At 27.8% G+C, this 23,107-nt stretch carries 26 protein-coding genes; all 26 read right to left on the bottom strand.

Going from position 1 to position 23,107, the window contains the following annotated elements:
- Window positions 1-527: 527 nt before the first annotated feature.
- The 26 genes from AB4Y15_RS06685 to AB4Y15_RS06560 all read right to left on the bottom strand — a co-directional run bounded on the left by AB4Y15_RS06685 (window position 528) and on the right by AB4Y15_RS06560 (window position 23,079).
- Complete coding sequence (locus AB4Y15_RS06685; RefSeq protein WP_427339259.1) at window positions 528-1,643, bottom strand: D-alanyl-D-alanine carboxypeptidase family protein; 1,116 nt, start codon at window positions 1,641-1,643, stop codon at window positions 528-530.
- 55 nt (window positions 1,644-1,698) lie between these two features.
- Window positions 1,699-2,133 (bottom strand): GerW family sporulation protein, encoded by a 435-nt coding sequence (ytfJ, locus tag AB4Y15_RS06680; protein ID WP_427339257.1) that lies wholly within the window; start codon window positions 2,131-2,133, stop codon window positions 1,699-1,701.
- On the bottom strand, window positions 2,134-2,754 hold the full coding sequence (locus tag AB4Y15_RS06675) for a DUF2953 domain-containing protein (RefSeq protein ID WP_427339256.1): 621 nt from the start codon (window positions 2,752-2,754) through the stop codon (window positions 2,134-2,136).
- A 151-nt stretch (window positions 2,755-2,905) separates the two neighbouring features.
- Window positions 2,906-3,445 carry an SMC-Scp complex subunit ScpB gene (scpB, locus tag AB4Y15_RS06670; RefSeq protein ID WP_427339255.1) on the bottom strand — a complete coding sequence of 180 codons (540 nt, stop codon included), beginning with the start codon at window positions 3,443-3,445 and terminating at the stop codon, window positions 2,906-2,908.
- A 28-nt stretch (window positions 3,446-3,473) separates the two neighbouring features.
- Window positions 3,474-4,208, bottom strand: a complete 735-nt coding sequence (locus AB4Y15_RS06665) for a segregation and condensation protein A (RefSeq protein WP_427339254.1) — start codon at window positions 4,206-4,208, stop codon at window positions 3,474-3,476.
- Between the two features lie 28 nt (window positions 4,209-4,236).
- Window positions 4,237-4,857: a site-2 protease family protein gene (locus tag AB4Y15_RS06660; RefSeq protein WP_427339253.1), complete on the bottom strand. Its 621-nt coding sequence runs from the start codon at window positions 4,855-4,857 to the stop codon at window positions 4,237-4,239.
- Window positions 4,841-6,166: a tRNA nucleotidyltransferase/poly(A) polymerase-related protein gene (locus AB4Y15_RS06655; protein ID WP_427339252.1), complete on the bottom strand. Its 1,326-nt coding sequence runs from the start codon at window positions 6,164-6,166 to the stop codon at window positions 4,841-4,843. The genes AB4Y15_RS06660 and AB4Y15_RS06655 overlap by 17 nt, the downstream gene beginning before the upstream one ends.
- Window positions 6,167-6,255: 89 nt before the next feature.
- Window positions 6,256-7,413, bottom strand: coding sequence for a D-alanyl-D-alanine carboxypeptidase family protein (locus AB4Y15_RS06650; protein ID WP_427339251.1), 1,158 nt, complete (start codon window positions 7,411-7,413; stop codon window positions 6,256-6,258).
- Window positions 7,414-7,660: 247 nt separating this feature from the next.
- Window positions 7,661-8,233 (bottom strand): flavodoxin family protein, encoded by a 573-nt coding sequence (locus tag AB4Y15_RS06645; protein ID WP_427339250.1) that lies wholly within the window; start codon window positions 8,231-8,233, stop codon window positions 7,661-7,663.
- Between the two features lie 8 nt (window positions 8,234-8,241).
- Entirely contained in the window at window positions 8,242-8,607 is a 366-nt protein-coding gene (locus tag AB4Y15_RS06640; protein WP_427339249.1) for a YkgJ family cysteine cluster protein, read from the bottom strand.
- 28 nt (window positions 8,608-8,635) lie between these two features.
- Window positions 8,636-10,024 carry a radical SAM protein gene (locus tag AB4Y15_RS06635; RefSeq protein WP_427339247.1) on the bottom strand — a complete coding sequence of 463 codons (1,389 nt, stop codon included), beginning with the start codon at window positions 10,022-10,024 and terminating at the stop codon, window positions 8,636-8,638.
- Window positions 10,025-10,066: 42 nt separating this feature from the next.
- The gene (locus tag AB4Y15_RS06630) at window positions 10,067-10,222 is read right to left on the bottom strand and encodes a hypothetical protein (protein ID WP_427339246.1); all 156 of its coding nucleotides are present in this window, start codon (window positions 10,220-10,222) and stop codon (window positions 10,067-10,069) included.
- A 78-nt stretch (window positions 10,223-10,300) separates the two neighbouring features.
- Window positions 10,301-11,743: a radical SAM protein gene (locus AB4Y15_RS06625; protein WP_427339245.1), complete on the bottom strand. Its 1,443-nt coding sequence runs from the start codon at window positions 11,741-11,743 to the stop codon at window positions 10,301-10,303.
- A 13-nt stretch (window positions 11,744-11,756) separates the two neighbouring features.
- On the bottom strand, window positions 11,757-13,091 hold the full coding sequence (locus tag AB4Y15_RS06620; RefSeq protein ID WP_427339243.1) for a radical SAM protein: 1,335 nt from the start codon (window positions 13,089-13,091) through the stop codon (window positions 11,757-11,759).
- Window positions 13,057-14,748 (bottom strand): ABC transporter ATP-binding protein, encoded by a 1,692-nt coding sequence (locus AB4Y15_RS06615; protein ID WP_427339242.1) that lies wholly within the window; start codon window positions 14,746-14,748, stop codon window positions 13,057-13,059. The genes AB4Y15_RS06620 and AB4Y15_RS06615 overlap by 35 nt, the downstream gene beginning before the upstream one ends.
- 96 nt (window positions 14,749-14,844) lie before the next feature.
- Window positions 14,845-15,003: a hypothetical protein gene (locus tag AB4Y15_RS06610; protein ID WP_427339241.1), complete on the bottom strand. Its 159-nt coding sequence runs from the start codon at window positions 15,001-15,003 to the stop codon at window positions 14,845-14,847.
- Window positions 15,004-15,571: 568 nt separating this feature from the next.
- Window positions 15,572-15,760, bottom strand: a complete 189-nt coding sequence (locus tag AB4Y15_RS06605) for a hypothetical protein (protein WP_427339240.1) — start codon at window positions 15,758-15,760, stop codon at window positions 15,572-15,574.
- Window positions 15,761-15,832: 72 nt separating this feature from the next.
- Window positions 15,833-16,066 carry a hypothetical protein gene (locus AB4Y15_RS06600; RefSeq protein ID WP_427339238.1) on the bottom strand — a complete coding sequence of 78 codons (234 nt, stop codon included), beginning with the start codon at window positions 16,064-16,066 and terminating at the stop codon, window positions 15,833-15,835.
- Between the two features lie 101 nt (window positions 16,067-16,167).
- A complete protein-coding gene (locus AB4Y15_RS06595) occupies window positions 16,168-16,389 on the bottom strand; it encodes a helix-turn-helix domain-containing protein (protein WP_427339237.1) in 222 nt (73 codons plus the stop codon).
- A 214-nt stretch (window positions 16,390-16,603) separates the two neighbouring features.
- Complete coding sequence (locus tag AB4Y15_RS06590) at window positions 16,604-17,917, bottom strand: pyrimidine-nucleoside phosphorylase (protein ID WP_427339235.1); 1,314 nt, start codon at window positions 17,915-17,917, stop codon at window positions 16,604-16,606.
- Window positions 17,917-18,747, bottom strand: a complete 831-nt coding sequence (locus AB4Y15_RS06585; RefSeq protein ID WP_427339234.1) for a purine-nucleoside phosphorylase — start codon at window positions 18,745-18,747, stop codon at window positions 17,917-17,919. Before AB4Y15_RS06585 ends, AB4Y15_RS06590 begins: the two co-directional genes overlap by 1 nt.
- A 21-nt stretch (window positions 18,748-18,768) precedes the next feature.
- Window positions 18,769-19,587, bottom strand: coding sequence for a purine-nucleoside phosphorylase (locus AB4Y15_RS06580; protein ID WP_427339233.1), 819 nt, complete (start codon window positions 19,585-19,587; stop codon window positions 18,769-18,771).
- An 11-nt stretch (window positions 19,588-19,598) separates the two neighbouring features.
- On the bottom strand, window positions 19,599-20,774 hold the full coding sequence (locus AB4Y15_RS06575) for a phosphopentomutase (RefSeq protein WP_427339231.1): 1,176 nt from the start codon (window positions 20,772-20,774) through the stop codon (window positions 19,599-19,601).
- A gap of 82 nt (window positions 20,775-20,856) precedes the next feature.
- Window positions 20,857-21,744, bottom strand: coding sequence for a site-specific tyrosine recombinase XerD (gene xerD / locus AB4Y15_RS06570; protein WP_427339229.1), 888 nt, complete (start codon window positions 21,742-21,744; stop codon window positions 20,857-20,859).
- A 60-nt stretch (window positions 21,745-21,804) separates the two neighbouring features.
- Window positions 21,805-22,455 (bottom strand): stage II sporulation protein M, encoded by a 651-nt coding sequence (gene spoIIM, locus AB4Y15_RS06565; RefSeq protein WP_427339228.1) that lies wholly within the window; start codon window positions 22,453-22,455, stop codon window positions 21,805-21,807.
- Window positions 22,456-22,533: 78 nt separating this feature from the next.
- Complete coding sequence (locus tag AB4Y15_RS06560; RefSeq protein WP_427339226.1) at window positions 22,534-23,079, bottom strand: NUDIX hydrolase; 546 nt, start codon at window positions 23,077-23,079, stop codon at window positions 22,534-22,536.
- Window positions 23,080-23,107 lie beyond the last annotated feature (28 nt).

Here is a 23,107-nt window from a genome sequence, read left to right as displayed (position 1 = left end):
TTCATATGAAGTTTTCTGTGGTCTTTGCATACCTCTCGAATCTTTCAATGTTACTTACCTCCCTAATGTTCGTTCCTTCCCTATCTATCCTAGGTTTAGATAGGTACTATGACCTCTGCTGACTTCTCAAGGTTCAGCTATACATCTCTGCATAGGTTGTCATTTCGAAGTTCATCTAAATGACGTATCCTTGAGACCTCCCGGGGTAAGCGTAACCACTTTCCTACCATATATCCGCCACATTTACTGCATAAACCTTCGGACCGTTTTGGGCTTTGTTTTGATGTGCAAACTCACCCGATTTATACAGCCTCGAATGTGGTTCGTGTACCTCAGACCAGGATTTTGCCTCCGGCTTCCTTCAGATTCCACCTCGCGATGGACACCCTTGCCTTTGGCTAGTGGTTGGCACGGTCAACCCCCACAGTGGACTTTCACCACCTGGTTGTTACGCATGCCCGGCACACACAGTCTGACTTCTAGCAATTAGCTAGAAGTTTATAGTTAATTAAACAAAATCTTTGTTGTTAATTATTAAGAATCTTTCTTAAATAGTCGGTTATTTTTACAAATATTGATTTCTCCTCTATTCTATATTTAGTTACTAAATCATTAGCCGCAAATAGCTTGCCATTTAAATAAATTCTTATTTTCCCTACTTTTTGATTCTTTTCAATTGGAGCATATATTTTTTCTGGAAGCTCGATTTTTATTTTTATGTTTTCAATTTCACTATCTCTCATTGGAATGATTAATTCCTTATTAGTAACTATGGGAACCTTTTCTTTATTTCCATTTATAACCTCAATGTTTCTTATAAATTGGCCTTTACTAAAAATTACTTTAGATTTAAACACACTAAAACCGTAATCTAATAGCTTGTAACAATCGTTAAACCATGAATAATCGTCTAATACTATTGCTATAAGTTGCATACCGTTTCTGGTTGCACTTGACACAAGACATCTTCCAGCTCTTTTTGTATATCCAGTTTTAACTCCATCGCCACCTTCATATTGCCATAATGTTTTGTTTTTATTATAAAAATATTTATTTATATCCCTATCTGCAATCCAAAGTTTTGATTTTACAATATCTCTAAACTCTTTTTTCTTTAATGCCTCTCTAGTTATCAATGCCAAATCATAGGCTGTAGTATAATGATTTGCATCGTGTAAACCGTGTGGATTAGTAAAATTCGTATTAATAGCACCTAACTCTTTTGCCTTTTCATTCATTAATTTTACAAAATTATCTACTGTTCCACCAATATGTTCTGCAATAGCCATTGCCGCATCATTACCAGACCTTAACATAAGTCCATATAATAAATCTCTTAATGTAAGAGTTTCTCCCTCTTTTAAATATATACTAGAACCTTCAATCCCTACCGAATTCTTCTTTATTGTAACTATATCATCCAAATTTCCACACTCTATAGCTATCAAAGCTGTCATTATTTTAGTTGTACTAGCCATTGGAAGTTTTATATGAGGATTATATGAGAACAATATTCTCCCAGTATTTACTTCCATCAAAATACTACTTTTAGCATTAAGTTCTATCGGTTCGCAATATGAATTATGTGAACTTAAAAATATAAGAATAATTGCAACAAGTAATAATTTTTTATACCTTTTCATCCAAACCACTCCACTTATCTTCTATTTATAAAGCATAATAGAGTAGAGATAATCTCTACTCTTTCGTACTCTCCTCAGAATTTTTATGTTTATCCTTGCTCTTTATAATACTTTGCAAACTTTCTGTTATTTTAGGTATAAACTCTAATAAACTATTTAATGTATTAACTCCCTGGTCTACAGATAAAAGTTTAATTTGCCCATTACCAACTACAATAAAAGCAACCGGCTGAACAGAAACTCCTGCACCTGAACCTCCCATAAATGGTAACTTATCATAATCAGATTTATCATCTTTACCATTTTTATATTTACCTAGTTTATATTCTCCACCACCAGAAGTAAAACCTACAGAAATCTTAGAAATTGGAATAATCACAGCACCGTCCGGAGATTCAACAGGATCCCCAACAATTGTATTAACATCAACTATTTCTTTTAAACTTTCCATTGTTGTTTTCATTAAACCTTCAATTGGATGTTCTGACATTTAATTCACCACCTTTAAATACTTGAATCCCTTTATTCCTGCAATAATAATATGTACTAACTTAACCTTAATTATACAGTCAAATATCATATCGAATTTGTTAGACTTATATAAAGGATGAACTGCAAAATCTATTTTTTTAACTTCTTTTTTATTTAATAGATATAATAAAACAAATGATTTGATTTGTAATAATATACCAGAAGTAATTGCAGACATAAAAGCATCTGATGTTCCAATATTACTAATCCAAACGATTTTTTCTATTTCTAAATTTTCAATTATATAATTACTCAATTCTTTTATATATTTTCTTTTTTTTGTAAAGTTTTTATAAATATTAATAACTTGTTTATATGTTATTATATTTTTATCAACAAATATATCTTTTTCATTTTGACCAATTTCTATTTTGTTTTTAATCCTCAAAGCTAATTTTCTATTATAATTAATAAGTTTAACCATCGGAATGTTTATTTGCATTTTAGATATTCCATATATAGATATTATTTTTATCTCTAAATCATTATTATTATTCTTTCTATAAAATTCTATTTCTATACTTATTGGTGCATATAATAAAATTAAGATTAAAAGAATAAAAATTAATAATACTTTCACTATTTCACCTCTTAATGTAAATTGAACCTCTACTACTATTTTTTCCAATTTAGAAAAATCTATTAATTTTTATAGCTTAAAAAGATTAATTGTTTCTACATACAAAAAAACTTCGGACTCAATGTCCGAAGAATTCTTTTATACAAACATACTATTCAATATTTTCTAAATCTATTTCTGTTAGATCTTTTAATTTTGGTAATTCATCAATAGACTTTAACCCAAATTGCAATAAAAATTCATCTGTTGTACCGTATAGAATCGGTCTACCTGTTTTTTCTAATCTCCCTACTTCTTTTATAAGTTTCTTCTCAATTAAAGTATTAAGTGCTTTATCACACTTAACTCCACGTATAGCTTCTATCTCTGTCTTTGTAATAGGTTGTTTATAAGCTATAATAGAAAGAGTTTCTAAAGCTGCATTTGATAAACCTTTACTCGTTTTAGGTGTATAAAGCTTAGAAATCCATTCATGATGTTCTGGCCTTGTACTTAATTGATATTTATCGTTAAATTGAATTATTTGTATACCCCTTCTATTATAATTAAATTCCTCTATCATTTCATTTATTATATTATGTGCATCTTCTTTTGAAATGCCAATAATAGAAGCAATATCTTTAAGTGAAAGAGGATCACCCCATGTAAATAATAAAGCTTCAATAATAGATTTTATTTCTCTTTTGTCCATCATTAACCTCCTTGAATTTACAAATGCTTTAACACTTTAATGTTATATATATATTTCCAAAATTTTTTTCTTGTTTAATAGCAATAACCTTTAACTTCATAAGTTCAAGGAGAGAAAGAAATGTAACAACTATATATATTCTAGACGAATTTTCATCAAATAGCTCTGAAAAAGTAATTGTTCTTTTTTCATTTAATATCTTTTCTATCCTTTTCATACTCTCTTCTATTGAAATTTCATCTCTTTTTATTTCATGTATTTTAATTTTCTTTGTTCCTATATTATTTCTTTTTATTATATTACAAAAAATCTTAAATAAGTCCTCAATTTTTACATTTTCTAATTCTAGCTTTTCATTTCGTATATCTAAATCTATCTCTTCTCTAGGTTTAAAAAAAAGTTTTCTTTGCAGTTCTTCTTTTTCTTTTAATTTAATTGCAGCCTCTTTAAATCTTTTATAATCAATTAACTTCTTTACTAAATCTTCTCTAGGATCTATCTCTTCAATTTCAAGTTGCTTACCTTCATCTTTTTTTCTAGGTAAAAGCATTTTAGACTTAATTTCTAGTAACGTTGCTGCCATTAACAAAAATTCACTTGTTATCTCAAGATCTAAATCTTTCATTTTCTCTAGATATTCTAAGTACTGTTCAGTTATTTTTGATATTGGAATGTCTTTTATATCCACTTCGTTTTTATCTATTAAATGTAATAACAAATCCAAAGGCCCTTCAAAAATTTCTAGCACTACATTATATTTCATAGCAAAAACTCCCATAAATTTTGTTCTTTCAAAATATAATAATATTTAATAAGTTAAACCAAAAGTTTACTAAGAGATTTAACACATTATCAATTGTATCGGTTAATAATAAAAATATCAATATAAAGTATGAATAATTCTCATATTTTATCAAAAATGAGCCCAATTTATCAGGAAGAATACTATATAATATCTTTGATCCATCTAAAGGTGGTATTGGCAACAAATTAAACATACCTAACACCACATTATACCACATTAATATATTTAGATATTGATATATTACATTATTTAATATTATCCCTCTAGTAAGTAAAATAGCTAAAATGATAGTAAAAAACAGATTAGATAAAGGTCCTGCAATAGAAACAATAAAAATACCTCTTTTTTCATTTTTAAAATTATTTGGATTAATAGGTACAGGTTTTGCCCATCCAAATCCAACTGTTAAGAGTAATATAAATCCAATAAAATCTATATGATGGATAGGATTAAGAGTAAGTCTCTTACTCATTTTTGCTGTATTATCCCCTAATAAATAAGCAACATAGCCATGTGCTAATTCATGTAAAGTAATAGAGATTAATAGAGCCGGTACTAAATAAATTTTATATATTAAAGTAGCCCATAAATCACTGATTATTGTCATTTTCATGCCACCTTTTACTTTTTTTAATAATTTCATTCAATATCTCTAATTGTTCTTCCTCTTTATATGCTTTTTTGGTAATTATATTAAATATCAATTCATCCTTAATTTGTTTATATATTGGACCTGGTTTTAAATTATACTTTTTAATATTTTCACCTGATACAAACAATTTCATTTTATTATAAATTTCACTATATTTTATTAATTCCTCAATAAAGATATTATTGTCAAAATTTATTATGGCAAAATACATTAATCCCTCTATATTAACTAAATCAATAATTTTATAAATTGTTACACTAGAAATTTTATCTCTATTAATAAGTTTATCAATATGGTTGTAATTATTTTTAATATTTATTATTACTTTCTTAATTTTCCTTGATATATTTAATTTGTTAAATAATTCTAGCAAATAATTTAAATCTGCATTATGAAATAGCACTAATAAGTTAATTACATCCATGCTTTCACTCGTAATATTATAAAGATTGCAAATTAAAGACAATTCATTTTCAATTATTCTAAAGTACTCTATAGTTTTTTCATCAATATAATTTGATAAAAATGTATTTTGAAATAAATTATATTCATATAACATACGAATACCTACGTATTTCTTATTTGTTGATAGAATTTTTACTATTTCTCGAAAAATTCTATCTTCACTAACAAATCTAACGTATCCTTTTTCAACTGAATCAAATAATAATTTTTTAGTATCTTTTTCAATTTCAAATCCCAGTTTATAAGCAAACCTTATAGCTCTAATCATTCTTGTAGGATCATCTATAAAACTTTTCTCGTGTAATATTCTAATTTTTTTGTTATTTAAATCTCTTACCCCATCAACAAAATCTAATATTTCTAAATCGGGTAATTTTTTTATGTCTGCTAATAAACAATTAATTGTAAAATCTCTTCTTTTTACATCTTCTAATAAATTCCCCTTAAAAACAATAGGTAACATACCGGGTTTTTCATAAATTTCTTTTCTTGCTGTTGTTACATCTATATTAATTCCATTTTCCAGTTCTATTGAACCTGACAGAAAATTTTTATAATATTTTATTTCTCCACCTATTCTATCATGTAATTTCTCTAAAAAATCCATAGCATCTTCTATTACTACAAAATCTAAATCATTGCTTTCGTTTCCAAGCACAATATCTCGAACTTGTCCACCTACTAAATAAACTTCTTTGTCATATTTTTTGGATATTTCACTTGCAATAAACAATATATTTTTAATTTCATGATTTATTGTATATTGCTTTAATTCTTTCTTATAGATTTTTAATTTCATATAATCACCTTAAAAAAACATGCTAGATATATTTTACAACCATTTTAAAAATAAATCAAAATATATCTAGCATTCAAAATTTAAAATTTTTATATAGTACCTAGCATTGTTCTAAATATCTTCCTTATTGAATCTTTAACAGAAGCTTTATTTATATCTTCCTTAACAATTAAATTTACTCTACCAATCTCCTTTTCCCCTACCCTATAAATTATTTCTCCAATTTTACTATTCTTTGAAATTGGAGCACTAATATAACTTGGTAAAACAATCTCTTTTTTTATATCTATTGAACTTCCTTTTTTAACTAGATAGTTTAAATCATCTTCTACTATGACTTCTACTCTTTCAATTTTACCTTTTTGAATAGGTATTTTTTTCACTACAGTATTCTTTTTAGCTAAAAGAATTGATTGATAATTTGCAAATCCATAGTCTAACAACTTTTTAGATTCTTTAAACCTAATGCTCGAATTCTTACAACCCATTACTACACTAATTAATGTCAAATTTCCCCTTGTAGCTGAAGCTGATAAACAATATCCCGCTTTTCTAGTAAATCCAGTTTTAATTCCATTAGCACCTTTATAATCATGTATTAATCTATTAGTGTTTACTAAATTCTGTATAACATCTTTTTCTTTACCTACTTTTATCGAACTCATCCATAAAGTCAACCATTGATGTATTTTTTTATGTTTTAACAACTCTTTAGACATTATGCTAACATCATAGGCAGAAGTATAATGTCCTTCTTCATCTAATCCCGTAATATTCTTGAAACTCGTATCTTCCATACCTAATTCTTTTGCTTTATTATTCATCATTTCTATAAAAATTTCTTCACTTCCTGCTATATATTCCCCTAATGCTACAGCCGCATCATTAGCAGAACGGAGACAAATTGACTTTATTAAATCCTCAACTGTCTGCTGTTCTCCTTCTTCTAAATAAATCTGACTTCCACCCATACTCGATGCATTAGAACTTATCACTACTTTATCATCTAGTTTTATTTTATTTGATTCTAAAGCTTCCATAGCAAGCAAAAGAACCATAATTTTAGTTATACTTGCAGGGGCTAATTTTTCATGAGGATTTTTTTCATAAATAACTTTACCCGATAGTGCATCTATTAAGATTGCAGACTTTGCTTGAATATCAAAATTAGAATCTGCAAAACACATTAAAGAGTTAAATATTAATATAAACATAACTATCACTGAAAATATTTTTTTTATATACATCAAATACCTCCTTTCTATTATTTATATTATTTATAATTAGGTTATCCAGCAGATAAATAAGTTATTCAAATAAGAAAAGAGGTTATCAAAAGATAAAAATTTTAAAAAAAATAAAGTATCTGATATATCATTTGAAGAGTTCATTGAATAGAAAAATGGTCCCGCTTTGCGGGACCCGCTTTGAGTCTATAAATAAATTTGTGCTTTAAACTCCAATCTGGCAAAATGAATATGTAATTTTTTATGCTTAACTATTTATTAAATTATCTACAAAATCCGTTAAATCAAATTGAACCTGGGGTACATTTATTAAATTACCTTCAACTGACTTTTGACCGTATTTGCTACTTTGTAGCAGAAGAATATTAATGTTTTTTTGAGTATTAGTATGATAATTTTTAATTATATTTACTGCATCATCCCCACCTGCTTCTTTATTACCGATAATAATATAAGCCTTCTTCACTTTTTCATATCTTTTATAGATTTCTTCTGTTTGAAAAATAATCTGTGAACGTTCACGCCATGCAAAATATAACGCTGGTGGAGCTGCACTATATACCGGTATTACCATTATTGTATAATCGCTTTTCATTATACTTTCATATACAAAGTAAAGATCGTCATCTTTAGGACATTTTGGAGAAGAATTAAAACACTCATATTCACAATCAACACACGGCCTTATATCTAAATCTACCATTCTAATTTTCGAAACATCAATATTCTTTTCTTGTAAATATTCACTTATAAAATCTAATATCTTAGAACAATTTCCATTACTTTTTCTTCCACTAAATGAAATAAGTAACATATTCATATAAATAATTACTCCTTTTCAATTAATTTTTTTAATAACTTCTTAGATTCTATAGCCTTTTTTACTAACTGTGAATTTTCATAGTTATTTGATACTTTTGCCCAGGCTACACAATTAAAATCTCTACATAATTGCGGTCTATTTTGATAAATTGTGCAGTAATATTTTGTAATGTCACCTTCCTTTATTTCTTTTAACTTTGGACATGGTCCAAGATATAATCGTAAGGTTTTTGAATTTTCTTCTATGTAAGGTAAACCAATTTCTTTAATAAAATTTATATACCTTGCATCACCAGTTATGGGAATATAAATAGAACAACAAGCCCCACAAAGAATACATAACTCTTCAGTAATATCTTTATAATCAAGCATCACCTAACTCCTTTCAATTATAATAAATCTATACAAATTTATCTTTTACTCCTTTGTATACTTCTGGATGTTCTCCAATAGTCCACATTGCATCAATAATAGCTTTTTTTATTTCTTTACACCAAATGAAGGGAACATCAATTTTATTTGTAACTTGATAGGTAACTCCCCTACAATATCCACCACAAATATATTTTATATCACAATTAGTACAAGGATTAATATCATCCACAGATATTTTTTCACGTATCTTTTTAAAATTAGGGGAATTTGTCCATATATCTTCAAATTCATCATTTTGAATGTTACCACCTCTAAAGAAATCTTTTCCTAAAGTATTTGCACATGGATAGACACTACCATCCGTATCTAAATAGACTGTTGATAATGCAGCTCCACAATAATGCCTTGTATGTAAATCACGAAGTGGCATAATAACTGTAGCAAAAAAAGTACCAACAAGCTCATCCGCAGTAAATATTCCTTGTTTATACCAATCTGCTATAGTATTAAAAAATCGATCCAGTGGAACATGTAAATGTTTCATAGATTCTCCTCTTCCAACAGGAAACAATGGGTTAGTAAAAGCTGTTATTTTATTTTTACTACAATATTTAATGAAGTCTTTTAATACCCCAAAATTCTCTTTGTGAACAGTCATACTGGCGGTTATATTTAATTTGTACTTCTTTAGAGTTTCAATGGCCTTTATAGCTTCTTCAAAGCTATTTTTACCTCTATACTTATCATGTATAGAAGGATTAACCCCATCCAAAGATACTGTAACATTATCTACATTATAATCTTCAAAGAATTTTGCTACTTCATCATCAACTAATATTCCATTAGTATTTATTGTTATATGAGGTAAATGAATTTTTCTGATATATTTTACTGTATCAAACAAAATATCTTTAAACAAAAGTGGTTCTCCACCAGTAATTTGAATATAACAATTTTCACTTGCAAACTTTTTCACACCATCTAAATACTTTTTTATTAATTCAAATTCCAAATATTTTTTATTTGAATTTATTGACTTATTTGCATCTGCATAACAATAAAAACATTTAAGATTACATTCTTCAGTAAGACTAATACCTGCTGAATCTATAATACCTTCCCATTTCAAATTATTTTTTACTACCCCTTCTAGAACCTGGTGTTCTTTTAAACGATTATATAATGAATAAACTGTTTCATTTATTTTTTGAAAATCTCCACCATATTTTTTATAATACATATTGATAACATCTTTTAAATGATTGTTTTCTTTAAATAAAGTAATAATATTTTTTACATTTTCATTGACCACAAGCCAATAAGGTATCTCTGGAAATATATATAAATACTTATTTCTTTTTCTATAAACCTTATAATTTGTTTTTAGAAGTCCCATAATATTCATACCTTTCATAAATATATTATTAGACTCTCAAAGCTCCACAATTCTAATTAATTATTTGGTTGCAGTATCTTCTTCTACTTCAGTTTCGGAAATCACTATCACAGTCTGACCAGCTTTATACCAGAGTACACTTGCAGAAGATTGGGTGAAATCAGGAGTAAAGGAGTCACACCCAACTACTTTAAATTCTTGACCCACAGAATTCACCTCCTTTCTCAAATACTTTTTACAAAATAAAAAAAAGGGGCTTTGAGAGTCTAAGAATTATTACCTTTTTAAATCTTATCATTTAGAAGATGTTACTATATTAGTTAAAAAACTATCAACAATATCTTCCATCTTTTTCTTAGATACATTATACTTTTGTGTAAGAAAGTTGATTGCCTTACTTTTACTTTTTAATTTATATATTGATTCTAATATTTCAAAGCCATAATTATTAACATCCAGATAACTGTGGTCAGGTATATATAAAGATGCTCCAAATTCTTCAGGACGCACTCTAATAACATTTCCATTATATTCAACAGAAAAAGTTTCAATTGAATCAGATTTTATTATAGAACGTACTTCATCTATAGGTGTTTTATCAATAAATGGAATAGGAACATTTTCCTTTTGTTTTTTAGAAACAAAAGGACATAAAGGATCTGGGCCTAAAAAATCTCCAGAACTAAAAAGTGCTCTAGCCCTACAACCACCTCCACAAATATGCTTGTATTTGCATTCATCACAATCTGTATTTAAATCCTTTAACCTTAAATTTCTAATCCACTTATACATAGGACTATTATTCCATATATCTGGTAGAGAAGTTTCAAATATATTCCCACCTGCAAATTCTGGTCGACAACTTAAAACACAACAAAAAAACATATCTCCAGTAGGCGAAATTGCACTTTGAAGTCTACCAGCACTACAAGCAAGATCGGTTTGGCTTTTGTAATTTTTATCGTCTAAATAAGATGCAGCATTAGGTATTCTTCTGAATACGTCCTCTTTACTGTAACCTTTTTCCATTAAAGGAACAAAATATTCAAAAGGTTGTGTCAAAGCAAGACTGACAGAAACAGGAGAATTTACGGATATGTCTTCAACATAATCTACCATAAACTGTTGAAACTCGGTATAATTAAAACCCATTTCTTGTTCTGCAGCTGCTCTACCAGTATTATAGAGTAACATAAGCCTTATATGTCTGACTCCTAGTTCCTTAGCTAAATTTATTGTTCTCTTTAAGTTTTTATATGTCTTTTTCCCTACAGCATAATTCCAACGCACATCAATACCATGCTTTAACATTAGTTTTGTTGTCTCTAAAGCTTTCTGGAAAGCTTTTTTATTTCTACGTAATATTGAATAACTATCAGGGTCATAACCATCCATAGATAAATGAATCATTTTCTTATTTTTGGTAAGTGAAGCTACTTCAACTATGTCCTTTTCAGTCCAGGAACAACCATTTGTAACAATTGTCAAATTTAAATCAGGATACTGATTAGCAAATCTGAGTATTTCTATAAAATCATCTCTAAGGCTTGGTTCTCCACCACCTAATTCCAGGCGAAATACACCAAATTTGTATAATTCATCAATCAAATCACAAACCTCTTGAGTCGTAAATTCACCCTCTTGTTTGCGAGGAAAATTTCCATAACAATGTTTACAATTCAAATTACAATCTCCGGTTAATTCTAAAGCTATGTATGATGGAGCAGAATAAGTCATAATCGCTCCCTCCTTAACATATATTTTTTAATTCCGCAACGGACCACATTGCCTCAATATAAGTATCATGTATACTTTTGCACCATATAAACGGTGCATCAAATTTTTTGGTTGAATGAAAAGATAAAGCTCTACAATGTCCTGCACAAATAAATTTTAAATCACATTTGTTGCATTTACTGAATGTATCTGAATCTAAATTAGATAGAATTTTTCTTATTTTTGAATTACACCATATATCAATAAAACTATTTACTTTAATAGAACCCATAACAAATTTCTCAGAACATAAGCTTTCTATACATGGATAAATATCACCATTATTATTCAACAAGACAGACTTGAAACCAATACCACAATTTCTTTTGCAACTTAAATTACTAACGTCATTAATGAAAAAATGATAAATACTTTTTATAGCCTGGTGTTCTGATATAACACCTCGTTTAACCATGTTCTTGAGACTTATAAAAATTTCTTTTAAAGATACAGGATCATATGTTAGGTTTTGAGCTCTACCCAATGGAGCTAAAGGATTAATAGAAGGATATACTTTTTCATCAACACAAAACTTAATAAACCCTTCTATTTGCATTTTATTCTGATTATGAACTGTCATTCTCACAGTAACTACAATTCCAGTATCCCTTAATATCCTAATACCTCTTATTATTTGATGAAAGACATTTTTGTCTCTTGTTAACTCATGTACATTAGAGGATACTCCATCTAATAATACTGTAACTTCCTTTATCCCAAGATCAAATAATGCTTTTGCTTTTTTTTCAGTGATTAAAGTAGCATTTGTATCCATATAGAAATTTTTATATCCTAATTTTCTTGCAGCATTAATACTATAAACTAACAAATCCCAATGTAATAAAGGTTCTCCTCCTACAAAACCGATTTCACAAGTATCATCAGAAATGTGTTTAATTCCTTTTAAAAATTTATATATTTCTTTTTTACTGAGAACTCTATTATCGGAAGGACTACAATTTCTATAACAAGCCATGCAATTCAAATTACATTTCCTGCTTAAAACAATTTCAGCAATACTAATTTTTCTAATTTCTTTACCGATAGCTTTGCAATTATTTTCTTTATGTTTATTTTCAACTTTTTTTAATTGATTAAAAAGATTTAATACTATATTCTCAGGATCAGTCAAATCAAATTCTTTTTTTAAAATATTAACAACATCAGCTATTGAATCATGTTTCGTAAGTAATTGTACTAATTTAAATCCACCTTTTTTTGTAACCAGCCAATAAGGTATCTCTGGAAATATAAGAAGATAATTTTCTTCACGCTTATAATATTGGTATTGCTGATTTATTAGAGGCATATTCTCCCCCTTTCTTTTTAATACTTTGATTATCAAGATCAATAATTCTATCTGCATATTTCAATAAATCTTTATTATGAGTAACAAAAACTATCAATTTATCTCCCTTTATATTCCTTAAATATTCGAAAAATGCTTTTTCTGAACTATTATCAATTGCAGAAGTAGATTCATCCAATAAAATAATAACAGGGTCATTATATAATGCTCGCAAGATAGTTATTTTTTGTTTTTGTCCACCTGAAAAATCTTCTCCATTTCTTTCTACTTTAGTTTGATAACCTTCTTTAAGACTCAGGATATAATCATGAATATTTAATACTTTAGCTAATTTTTCAATGTTCTTATTCCAGCCCCAACCCAGTGTGATATTCTTTTGAATAGTAGTATTAAATAGATAACTATTTTGCGGAACAAAACCTATTAATTTTTTAAGACTTTTTTCACAAACATTATTAAGAGGAACACCATCTATCAACACCGTACCCGTTGTAGGAAGATAAATCCCCTGTAGTATATTTAATATTGTGGATTTACCAACACCATTTCTTCCTATCAAAGCAATTATTTCTCCTTTATTAAGTTCAAATGATAAATTCTCTATTCCAACTTCTCCATTTGGATAAATATAGCTCACATTGTTGACCGTTATTCCTTTTTTTAAATCATTTAACTTATACACACCTTTTTTATTAACAATTGGATGTTCAATTATATCAACATAACGTTCTAAAGCAGCAAAAGCCTTTTGTAATTGAATATTTATATTTACTATAGATCTTATAGGGCTATATAATTTATTGATATATGTATATATAGCAACAAAAGAACCAATACTCATCTCCCCTTGAATGACATTTATTCCACCAAAAATTAATAATAATACAGGTATAACTAGGTTAATAAGTGACATAACTTGTCCATTTAGTACCTGTAAATATACAGCTTTACAAAAACCCAATATAAGAAAATGAAGTTTTCTTAATAATAAGTACAATACATAACTTTCTTTACGGTGTGATTTTATTACATCGATACCTTGAAGATAATCTTGTAAACTATTAGTAAGTAAAGAAGTCTTTATTTTTATTTCAGTCTGAGTTTTTTTGAATTTGGGATTAAAATACATTAAATGTGCAACTATAAATGGGACTGCAGCCAATACTAAAAATGTTAAACTCATATTTAATTTAAACATTATCAGTAAAACAATAAAAAAATTAACCAATTGTGTAATAAAACTTATGAGTAAATCACTAAATATATTTTTTACCTCTGTTACTTCATTCATCACTCTTTGAATTAATTCACCGATTTTTACCTTGTGGTAAAAATGTACATCAAAATTTAATATTTTTTTTAATAATTCTAAAGTCAAATCGTAATCTAACCTGTTTCTAATATATGAAAGTTTCCTTATCTTTAATATTTGGAATAGTGATTGTAATAAATAACAAATAACAAAATAAAATACATTCCTCAATAACAATTCAATACTTTTAGTAGTCAGCAAATTATCTATTATCATCTTAAATATATAAGGTAAATATAAAGTAAAAAAAGAAGATAAAATAATAAGAAACAAAACTAGTATTTGATTAAACAAATAAGGACGAATAAATTTCCAATATATATTTAAAACTCTTTTAATATCCATAGTTTAATCACCATTTTCATTATTCTTTTAAGTACATTCCTTTTATTATATAATGATTAAAACACAAAAACTAATTTTTTAAATCAAATTTCTTAACTAATATGCCTTAGCTATTTTCTTAATTTGCATATAATATCGGCGCACTAATCCTCTGATAGACATGGTATCTATTTTATACCTTCTTCTGAATACTGATGGAATTCCTTCAACATCTGCTTTCTGGTTTGTTAGTTTTATATATTCTGGTTCTTTCATTTAAAAAGATTTGTTGTTAATACAGACAATTGGTAGTTCTTAAAGCATGCTAAAATCTAAAATCAAAATACAATGAACTAATTAATTCTTCATCAGTTAATTGAAATGCTTCTTTTAAAATTAATAACCCTATGATAACATTTACTGGAGAATTAGGTCTGAAAGCAGGATTATCACTATAGAGAACAGAAAAAAGCTCTTCATTAACATCAGGAAAAATATATTTTTGAAAAGCATTAGACCAACTTTTATCTAATATTTTTTTAGTATTTAGGCATATTATTTATTGAATCATTTAATGACAATTGCTGAAAATTATTTTTAATAAACATATGTAATTACCACCTTTTTGTAAAATAACTTATATTATACATAAAATGCCCGAAACACCAGCAATATCAAGGGTTTATAAGGAATAATTACATAGTTTTTTTAAAAGAAAAAATTATTAAAAGAAATTACTTGTTGTAAAAAATTACCAAACAATTACCAGCTATTTGTGGTCAAATCATATAATTTACTAAATTTTTACTGTTTGTTTTCATTATATAAATTATCAGTTTGTATGTCAATTCAATTTCAAAATTTTCTGTAAAAATATCCTCCGAATTAAATTAATAGAAACTTTTTCAATTTCATTATCCTTGTCTGATGAATAGTCTTCGCTACTAGGAGGTCTTTTTAAAATTATGCTTTTGATATTGTCTGTATTAGCAACAAATCTTTTTAATGGTATATTTGTTGAAGCTCTGGACACATTTGGTGTCTTCCAGCACTTAAGTGAAGTGCCCCAGGCTTCTTTTTTAATATATGTATGAAATGATTAATATCAATAATCCACTGATGCAGTTGTAAATAGTCCCATGTTAAGCACTGTATCTTTTCCATCAATATTTAGTTTAACCTCACCCCAATCAAATTCTAAAGTTTCTCCTAATATATATTCCTGCCTAATAAAAGCTTTTTTAATCTCTCCTTTCTCTCTAATATAGTTACAAACAGTTGTATAACCTATATCATACCCTTTTTCTATTAAATACTCATAAATATCTATCTTTTTCATTATTTGCTTTGATTTACCTGAAAGTTTCTTTTTTCATTTTCTTTAAGACAATTATCTATTATTTCAATAACTTCGTCTGGTAGTTTAATTCTTTTTCTTTTTTATGTATCATATTTAGATTTTGATACCATTTCTTCGATTAGCAAAAGTATCTTGTTTTCATCTCTTTCTCTCCCTAATTTTTCTAATTTCTCTTCAAATTCTTTAATATATTTTCTTACTGTTTTTCTTGAGATACCTAATGTTCTACTTATTTCTCTCTGTGATTCACCCTCTCTAAAATATTTTAGTAAGATTTCTGCTTTTTGCTGCAAACTTATCATCCTCCATTGCCCTCTATGCTTTTGTATATACGTATGGATTCCATTTTAAATCTCTTCCATGTGTATATTTCTCTTTTTTATTTTGTTCGTTAAACCAGCAAATAAAAAATTTTAGCTAACATAATGAAAGTTCTTACTTTTTACTTGGTAAGGATTTTCAAGCTGAAGATAAAATACAAAAAATAGTTAAGAGGTTATCTATATAGATAACCTCTTAACTATTTTTTTCTACAATTGTAAATATTAACTTTTTCTCATCTTTATTCTTTTCACCAATTTTAATTATATTTTTCAATCTTTCTACTATTTCTTCACCTTTTTCCTTATCATTAGAATGAACATACGCTAAAATTTCACCTTTAGAAACCTTATCATCTACTTTTTTTGCTAAAACTATACCTGCTGATAAATCTATTTCACTCTCTTTTGTTTCACGTCCAGCACCTAAAAACAATGCACATTTACCAACTTCTTCTGCATTTATTGACTGTACATAACCTTCTTCATCACTTTTCACTTCTAAAACATATTTAGCCTGTGGTAATAAAGATGTATCTTTTACGTAATTAACATCTCCTCCTTGTGCTTCCACAAACTCTATAAATTTTTCATAAGCTTTACCACTTTCTAAAACATCTATTAGTTTTTCTCTTGCTTCATTTAAATCTTTAGCTTTATTACCAATAACTAACATATGTGAACCTAACGTTAAGCAAAGTTCTACTAAATCTTCTGGTCCATTATTTCTTAACGTCTCAATAGCTTCTTTAACCTCTAATGCATTACCTACTGCATATCCTAGTGGTTCATCCATGTTAGAAATTACAGCAACTGTTTTTCTCCCCATACTGTTACCTATATCTACCATTTCCTCTGCTAATTTATATGCGTTATCAAAATCTTTCATAAAAGCTCCACTACCAACTTTTACATCTAATACAATTCCATCAGAACCTACTGCTAGCTTCTTGCTCATGATACTACTTGCAATCAAAGATATATTATCTACTGTCGCAGTAACATCTCTTAAAGCATAAAGTTTTTTGTCAGCAGGTGCAATATCTCCTGTCTGACCACAAACTGCAATATTTATATTATTTACATTTCTTGCAAATTCATCTTTGCTAAGCTCTATCCTCAAACCTTTAATAGATTCTAATTTATCTAAAGTTCCTCCCGTATGTCCAAGTCCTCTTCCTGACATTTTAGCTACTGGAAGTCCACAAGCTGCAACCATAGGTCCTAAAACTAATGTTGTTTTATCGCCTACTCCTCCAGTACTGTGTTTGTCTACTTTAATACCTTCTATATTTGATAAATCAATTTTATCTCCTGAATCTAACATAGCTTTAGTTAAATCAACAGTTTCTCTTTTTGTCATTTTATTAAAAAAGATTGCCATTAAAAGTGCTGAAATTTGATAATCTGGAATATCTCCTTTGGTATACCCTTCTACAAAAAATTCAATTTCTTCTTTAGTTAATTCAAAACCATCTCTTTTCTTTTTTATTATATCGTACATTCTCATTATAATATCACCTCTTTAACTATTCCCTTAACAAGCTGTATAAATCTTGGTCTAGTTTCATTAGCTACTTTTATTACTTGTTCATGACTTATTGATTCAATTTCGTCTGCAATTGCCATATCAGTTACACAAGAAATACCTAAAACTCTTAACCCTGCATGATTAGCCACAATTACTTCAGGAACTGTAGACATTCCTAAAGCATCAGCACCTAATTTTCTTAACATACTCAATTCTGCTCTTGACATGTAGTTTGGTCCACTTATTGCAACATAAACACCTTGTTCAGTTTTTATTCCAAGTTTATCTCCTACTTTTTTAGCTGTTTCAATTAATTCTTTATCATATGCATGTGACATATCTGGAAATCTTGGTCCTAGTTCTTCGTAATTTGGTCCAATCAAAGGATTATCTCCCATAAAATTAATATGGTCTTCTATTAGCATTAAAGCTCCAGGGTAAAGTTTTTCTTTATTCATACCTCCACAAGCATTAGTTACTAACAACATTTTTACGCCTAATTCTTTCATAATTCTAACTGGGAATGTAATTTCTTGCATTGAATAACCTTCATAATAATGGAATCTACCTTTCATAGCTACAACTTTTTTACCTTCTAAAGTTCCAAACACAAGTTTCCCTTCATGTCCTTTAACAGTTGAAACAGGGAAGTTTGGTATTTCTTCATACTTTAAAATTATACTATCTTCAATTTCATCTGCTAATGTTCCTAAGCCAGAACCTAATATTAACCCAATTTCAGGACTGAAATCCACTTTTTCTTTTATGTAATTACTTGTTTCTTTAATTTTCTCAATTAAATTTTTCATCTTTTTACCTCCTTAGTTTAATTAAATTTCTCTAAGAACATTTTTAACTAATTTTATAAACTTGTTCTTTACTTTAATAGTTGTTTCTATAACTTCACTATGATCCAATGGTTGATCTAATATTCCAGCCGCCATATTTGTTATACAAGAAATACCTAGCACTTCAATACCTGAGTGTACTGCAACTAGTACTTCTGGTACAGTTGACATTCCAACTGCATCCCCACCAAGGAAAGATGCCATTCTTATTTCTGCTGGTGTTTCATAAGTAGGCCCACTCATAAAAACATATGTTCCTCTTTTCATTTGTATTCCTAGATTTTCGCTTACTCTAAATGTAAGATCTATTAATCTCTCTGAATAAGCATGTGACATATCTGGAAATCTTGGTCCTAATTCTTCATAGTTTTTTCCTATTAATGGATTATCAAAAGCAAAATTTATATGGTCTTCAATAACCATAAGGTCACCAGGGGTAAACTCTTTATTTACTCCTCCAGCAGCATTTGTTACAATTATTTTTTCTACACCTAGATCTTTCATAACTCTAACTGGAAAAGTTACTTCCTGTAGTGAATATCCTTCATAGTAATGAAATCTTCCTTGCATTGCTATAACTTTTTTACCTTCTAACTCACCAATTACAAGACGTCCTTTATGTCCTTTAACAGTAGACGTAGGAAAATGAGGAATTTCTTTATATTCAATAAATGTTGGATTTTCTATCTCTTCTGCTAAAGAACCTAATCCAGAACCAAGTATTAATCCAATTTGAGGTTTAATATTTATTCTTTCTTTAATAAAATCAGTACTTTCTTTAATCTTATTTAATAAATCCATAGCATTCACTCCTATCTCTTCATAATTAAATTCGCAAAACTATTACCATTTATAGATTTTTCTATTCCTAAAATATCTAAAATTGTTGCTCCAATATCTGCAAAAGTTTCTCTTGTTCCTAAATTAACACCACTTTTTACTTTATTACCATATACTAAAATAGGTATATATTCTCTAGAATGATCAGTACTTGGTGTTGTTGGATCACAACCATGATCAGCTGTTATTATTAAAATCTCATCATCTCTTAAATTCTCGATTATTTCAGGTATTCTCTCATCAAATTCCTTTAATGCTTGTGCATATCCTTCTACATTATTTCTATGACCATACTTCATATCAAAATCAACTAAATTAGTAAATATTAATCCATTTTTATCTGTTTTCATAAACTCAATAGTTTTATCTACACCATCCATATTATTTTTTGTATGAATACTCTCTGTTATTCCTACACCAGCAAATATATCCTCAATCTTACCTACAGCCATAACATCATAACCTTTATCTTTAATTTCATCTAAAATTGTTCTTTGAATAGGCTTTAATGCAAAATCTCTTCTATTTGGAGTTCTATAAAATTCACCTGGTTTACCTAAAAATGGACGAGCTATTACTCTTCCTACACTATGCTCTCCTGTTAATATTTGTCTTGCCTTTTCACACATCTCATAAAGCTCTTTAACAGGAATTATTTCTTCATGTGCAGCAATTTGGAATACACTATCAGCAGAAGTATATACTATAGGATAACCTGTTTCCATATGTTCTTTTCCAAGTTCTTCAATTATAACTGTACCTGATGCTGGTTTGTTACCTAATACTTTTCTTCCAATAGCCTCTTCAAATTTAGATATTATTTCAGAAGGAAATCCATCTGGGTAAGTAGGAAATGGCTTCTCAAGAATAATACCTGCAATTTCCCAATGTCCTGTTGTAGTGTCTTTGCCTGCTGATTTTTCTAATGATCTACCAAATGAACCAATAGGTTTATCTGTTTTTCTTATTTCATTAACCCCTTCTATCAAACCTAATCCTAATTTCTCTAAATTAGGTAATTGTAATCCCCCTAAGTGCTTTGAAATATTATCGACAGTATGACTTCCTTCATCTCCATACATTTTTGCATCTGGAAGTGCACCTATACCCACACTATCTAACACAATCAATGTAACTCTTTTTATCATAAATTCACCTTCCTTCAATAAAATAGTATACCCTAAAGTATAAGAATAAAATCAGAAAAAATCAACCCCACATAATGTGGAGCTATGCTCTTGGATGAGTTTTATTGTAAACATCCCTTAAAGTAGGTTTTGTAATTTTTGCATATACTTGAGTAGTAGATATATCTGAATGTCCTAACATCTCTTGAACAGATTTTAAATCAGCACCATTTTCAATTAAATGTACTGCAAATGAGTGTCTTAAAGTATGTGGTGTTATAGCTTTATTTAGATTAATCTTTTTTGTATACGATTTTATAATCTTCCAAAAACCTTGTCTAGTCAGCCTCTTACCATGATAGTTTAAAAACAATGCTTTTACATTATTATCCTTAACAAAACTTTTTCTATGATTTAATAGATATTCATTCAAAATATCTATTGCAAATCTTCCTATTGGTATATTTCGTTCATTTGAAGTATTTTTTGAACATACTAAAAAACCTAGTTTTAAATCAATATCATCTATATCTAAAGCTACCAACTCAGACACTCTTATACCAGCCGCATAAAGCAGTTCAAGCATTGCTCTATCTCTAACACCTTTTGATGTGTTTAAATCTGGTTGCTCTAGTAATAACTCTACTTCTTTAGGAGTTAAAACTTGAGGTAATCTTTTTTCATTTTTAGGAGATTGTAAATTTACAGTTGGATCCTTTTTTACTATACCTTCATTTAAAAGGAACTGATAAAAACTCCTTACTGAAGCTAAATTTCTCGAAACAGTAGAAGGGGCACGTCCAATTTTTTGCAAATAAACTAAATATGTTATAATAGTAGTTTTATTAACTAATCTAAAATCATTTATATCATTTTCTGTAATATATTTTTTAAATTGACGTAAATCTCTACTATATGATTCAATTGTATTATTAGAAGCTTCTCTTTCATATAGCAAATACTCTAGAAATTTATTTAAAAGTGAATCCATAGAACTTCCCCTTTTTAATTTACAATTACTTAAAAACATAATAACATATTTAATATTAAATTACTTCATAAATACTGTCAAGTAATTATTTATTATTTTAAGGAGAATTGGTGTTGTAAAAGACTCTACTAAACAACCCATAATTATAATAATTGATACTATAAATATAGTAATAGTATAGTTAATAAATCTGTTTAAAAAACTTGGTTGTTTAATTACATTAATCTTATTTTTTAAAATTGAAATAGAAAATAAAATAGATATTACTGAAATTACTATAAGACCAAAAACTAAAAAAATATTTTGTGGTAACAGACAAAGTAAAGATAAAGTTACCCCTTTAATTTTAAATTCCTTAATGAAAAAGGCTACTGTAAAACCGATTATAAAACCTCTTAAAGCTATTATTATTAATACTATCGGTATACCAATTACAGTTATACCCAATAGCCAAATTGCAATAATCGTTTGTATGTTATTGGTTATTGAATATTTAAAAATCTTCAAAGCTTTTAAATCTATATCTTTATTAATAATACTAGAAAAAGAATTTAAATAATTTATTATCTGATCTCTAGCAGTATCATCTACAACCCGTATTGTAATTGCTCCTGTTGAAATGCCTATCATTAAAAAAACAATAACTAAAAAATATAAAAAAAGATATTTTTGAAAATGATTATTAAATATTCTTTTGAGATTAATACTCAAAATAATCACCCCTCAAGTAAGCTTCTAGAAAATACTATGCTTACATGAAGGATAATATTACTAATCATAATTCTGTATTTAGAAGTTTTTATTTTCCATTAACATTTTTGCAGTATAAATACCTATTATAGTTTTACTATCCAATATTTCTCCATTAATCACCATATTGTATAATTCATCTATTTTTTTTGTGTATACTTCTATATATTCGTCATTGTCAGGATTAGAATCACCTTTAATCAACCCTTTTGCTAAAAATAAATACATCTTTTCATTACAGAAACCAGGTGAAGTATAAAATTCATATAAATATTTCATCTCTTTCGCTGTAAAACCTGTTTCCTCTAAAAGTTCTCTTCTAGCACACTCTTCAGGCTCTTCACCAACTTCTAATTTACCAGCTGGTATTTCTAAAAGTGTTTTCTCTACTGCCTTTCTAAATTGTTTTACCAATACCAATTCATTTTCTTCTGTAATCGCTATAATTGCAACAGCTCCAGGATGTTCTACTATTTCACGTTTTGAATATTTTTTATCTGGTAATTCTACTGTATCTATTCTTAAGTTCAATATTTTACCTTCATATATTCTCTCTGTTTTCATTGTATTTTCTTCAAAAATCATAATATTCCCCTTTCTTTATGTTTATTAA

Source organism: Caloranaerobacter longqiensis (genome assembly GCF_050286925.1).
Lineage (GTDB): Bacteria > Bacillota > Clostridia > Tissierellales > Thermohalobacteraceae > Caloranaerobacter.
The sequence above is the reverse complement of the archived record's forward strand: the minus strand, read 5'-3'. Positions and strand labels throughout refer to the sequence as shown.